We start from the raw sequence: 3397 nt of genomic DNA on the forward strand, positions 1-3397 counted from the left end.
AGTTCGGTCTTGTGCTTCATCCGGGCCGTGACCTCTTGCCCGACATAACAACCCTTGCGAAAATCGACACCGTTCAGGCGATCAAACCCGGCCTCAAGGATGAAGGTCTCGTTGGGAATCAGCTCGATCAGGGTTTCAGGGATGCAATGGGCCACGCGAATCGCGTCCCAGTCGCTGCCATCCTCGCCCGCCGCACCGTAAAGCCGCCAGCCAAGTGCCGCATGGCGCGGGTCGGCAATAGCCCCCTCGGGGGCCGGGCCGGTGCCGCGCGCAACGGGCATGTCCACGGCCCTGATCGTGACGTTCGAGCGAAGCCTGTACATTGTCAGCCGCCGGATCAGGTCATCGGCCAGCCGCGCATCCACATCCAGAAGCAGCGCCCCGTCCTGCGGCACGCTGTCGTCCTGCGGCACGCTGTCGTCCTGCGGCACGCTGTCGTCCTGCGGCACGATCAGGAAATCGGCCAGATATTTGCCTTGCGGCGTCAGCAGGGCGGCCCAGCAGGGCGCGTGCCGGACATCGTTCGTCACCAGCCCCTGCAGGAATGCGGCGCGGTCCGGGCCGGCGATGCGGATGATCTGACGGGTCATTGGCTTTCTCCGAATTGCAGCGCGACAAGGCGGGCATAGGCCCCCCCCTGTTCCATCAACTGGTCATGGCTGCCCTCTTCGACAACCCTGCCGCTTTCGATCACGACGATCTTGTCGGCATTGCGGATGGTTGACAGCCGGTGCGCGATGACCAGCGTCGTGCGCCCCTGCGCCAGATTGTCCAGCGCCTCTTGCACCAGCCTTTCGCTGGCGGTGTCCAGCGCGCTGGTCGCCTCGTCCAGCAGCAGCACGGGTGCGTCGCGCAGTACCGCGCGGGCGATGGTGATACGCTGCCTCTGCCCCCCCGACAGGGCCGAGCCGCGCGGCCCCGCCCGGCTGTCCAGCCCGTCCTGCATTGCATCGGTGAATTCGACCACATGGGCGACCTGCAGCGCACGGCGCAGCGCGGCCTCACCCGCATCGGGGCGGCCCATCAGCACGTTCTCGCGCAGGGTCTCGTCGAACAGTGCCGATTCCTGCGCCACGGTCGAAAACTGGTCGCGCAGCACCCCAAGGTCGTATTCCGCGACCGGCACGCCCCCCAGCAGCACTTGCCCGCGATCAGGATCGACCATCCGGGTCAGCAGGTTGAACACGGTCGATTTTCCAGCCCCGGACGGCCCGACCAGCGCCGTGGTCCTGCCCGGTTCCGCCGTAAAGCCAAGTCCCCGCAACACCGGCTGGTCGTCATAGGACAGCCACACATCCCGCAGCGTGATTGCGGTGTCGGCGGGCGGTTGCCTGCGCGGCCCCGAAAGGATCGTCGGCGGGGTGTCGAAAATCTGATAGATCCGCTCCAGACTGGCCGCTGCCGTCTGCCAGCCGCCCGCCGTGGTCCCCAGCCTGCGCAGAGGCTGAAAGGCCAGCGCCAGAGCCGTAAAGAAGGACATGAAATCGCCGACACTGCGTTCGCCCGTCATCACCTGATGCCCGCCAAGGGCCAGAACGGCGACAAAGCCGATGCCGGTGACGATATCGGTCAGCGCCGGGATCAACACCCTAGTCGCCGCCACCTTGACCTCGGCCTTGCGGATCTTGTCGACGATCCGCGCAAAGCGCAGGCTCTGCGCCTCTTCCGCGCGGTTCAGGCGGATCGAGGCGATGCCGTGCAGCACCTCGTCCAGCCGCGTCGCGCGGATGCTGGCATTGGCGCGGTTCTGCCTGACCTTGCGGCGGATGTAACGCTGAACCAGCGCCGCAGGCGCGATCAGCAGTGGCGCCCCGATCAGCGCCGCCATGGTCCATTCCGGGTCGATATGCACGGCGACCGCGAACAGCCCGATCAGCGAGATGACATCCCGCGTCGTGCTGGTCAGCAGCGTCGCCCAGACCCCCTGCACGGCGGTGCTGTCGCCCTGTATCCGCTCGATCAGGGCACCGGGCGGATTGTCGCGGAAGAACCGGCCATCCAGAGTCAGGATATGGGCCAGCATGTCACGCTGGATCTCGGTCGCGATGCCCAGGGATATGCGGGTCAGCGTGGCGCGGCTGGCAATGGTAGTCAGCGCGCGCAGCAGGAACACGCCAAAGATCGCGCTGCCAACCCACCAGATCGCGCCCTCCTGCTTGCCGACAAAGACCAGATCGAACAGCGGCTTCAGCATCCACGAGATCAGCGCGAGGGTCGATCCCTCGACCGTCATCAGAGCAAAGGCCATCAGCATCGCGAAACGGTGCCGATGCAGGTAATCGTGCCATAACCGCCTGAACAGGCTGCGGGTCCGGGCGGGCTGGGTCGTCGCTGCGCTCACTGGAACGGTCGTCTCCGGAGGGGGGCCGACCCCCTTTTGCGGGAAGGCGGCAAACTTGCACAGCCATAGCCCGTCCCGCGCCCCGTCGGCAAGCGCCTGCCCCGTCAATCCGGGGCTTTGGCCCCAAATCACCAAGGGCTTGCGCATCATGTCATGAATGGCCCGCGCTATAGCGGGTCAATCCGGGTGAGACGCCAGCGACAATCAGGATGAGCTTCCATGTCGGGGCATCGGTAACGTTAACATCGTGATTGCCGCTGGCAAGATTTTCTTCGGCCAATGTTTGTCGCTCTGAACCGCGCCGGGTTTGCCGGAGGCTCCACCTCTTGAGTAGGATGGAGCATCATGAGTAAAACGATGAACAAGTTTTCCCCTGAAGTGCGCGAGCGCGCCGTGCGACTGGTTCTCGACAACGCGGATCAGCATTCATCGCGGTGGCAGGCGGTGATGTCGATTGCAGCGAAGATCGGCTGCACGCCGCAGAAAGAAATCCGCGACCTGCATGTATCGCGGCACGGCACTGGGGCAGGATGCTATTTCCGACGAGACAGTTCGGGGCACCGCTCTGCTGAGCATCGATTCGATCGGCGTCGAACAGACAAGAACACCTGTCGAGCATTACCGCGCCCTGCATCGAACGGATACGTCCCGCCTGCGGCTGCGTGTCGTATGAACAAAGGGCGATCCTTGCCTGCCAGCGCCTGACACCACTATAGCTGACGGAAGCCAATTTGATCATAAAATTGGCGCAGAACCAGTGTCAAATCAGGGGATTATAGCCTGACAACACAATCAAAAGAAAGTCGTCAGGCTATCGCGTTGGCAGGTGCCGATTTTTCTGCCGAACCATGACGTCAAGCGCCGGGCCTGAGCCGTCATGGCAACGGCCTCGGGATTGCCCCGTACCGGCCGCCGCAAGACCAGACCCGCCGGGACGGTCATTCGTCGGGGCCGTTGGATTACCGGCTTTCTGGCCGCAGGTCGTCGATCTTGCTGATCTTGTCGTCTGACAGCGCTGCGCCTTTTTCGTCACTCTGCCGCTTCGGCCATGAAATG

The 3397-nt window shown here is 64.1% G+C and carries 2 protein-coding genes and 1 pseudogene; 1 reads left to right on the plus strand and 2 read right to left on the minus strand.

The window, feature by feature from the left end; all coding sequences use genetic code 11:
* On the minus strand, nucleotides 1-590 hold a 590-nt coding region (locus ACK5L9_RS22050; protein WP_416913605.1), incomplete at its 3' end, for a YgfZ/GcvT domain-containing protein.
* The gene (locus ACK5L9_RS22055; RefSeq protein ID WP_416913606.1) at nucleotides 587-2254 is read right to left on the minus strand and encodes an ABC transporter ATP-binding protein; all 1668 of its coding nucleotides are present in this window, start codon (nucleotides 2252-2254) and stop codon (nucleotides 587-589) included. The genes ACK5L9_RS22055 and ACK5L9_RS22050, both read right to left, overlap by 4 nt.
* 432 nt (nucleotides 2255-2686) lie before the next feature.
* On the opposite strand from ACK5L9_RS22055, the pseudogene ACK5L9_RS22060 reads away from it, so the two are divergent.
* Nucleotides 2687-2821: pseudogene (locus ACK5L9_RS22060) on the plus strand (IS3 family transposase); the annotation flags it as partial.
* Between the last annotated feature and the right edge of the window lie 576 nt (nucleotides 2822-3397).

This window comes from Paracoccus sp. (in: a-proteobacteria), assembly GCF_047973135.1.
Taxonomy (GTDB): domain Bacteria; phylum Pseudomonadota; class Alphaproteobacteria; order Rhodobacterales; family Rhodobacteraceae; genus Paracoccus.

Coding starts and splice junctions, on each gene's coding strand:
- ACK5L9_RS22055 (WP_416913606.1), bottom strand. CDS start 2,254: ATGCTGATGGCCTTTGCTCTGATGACGGTCGAGGGATCGACCCTCGCG.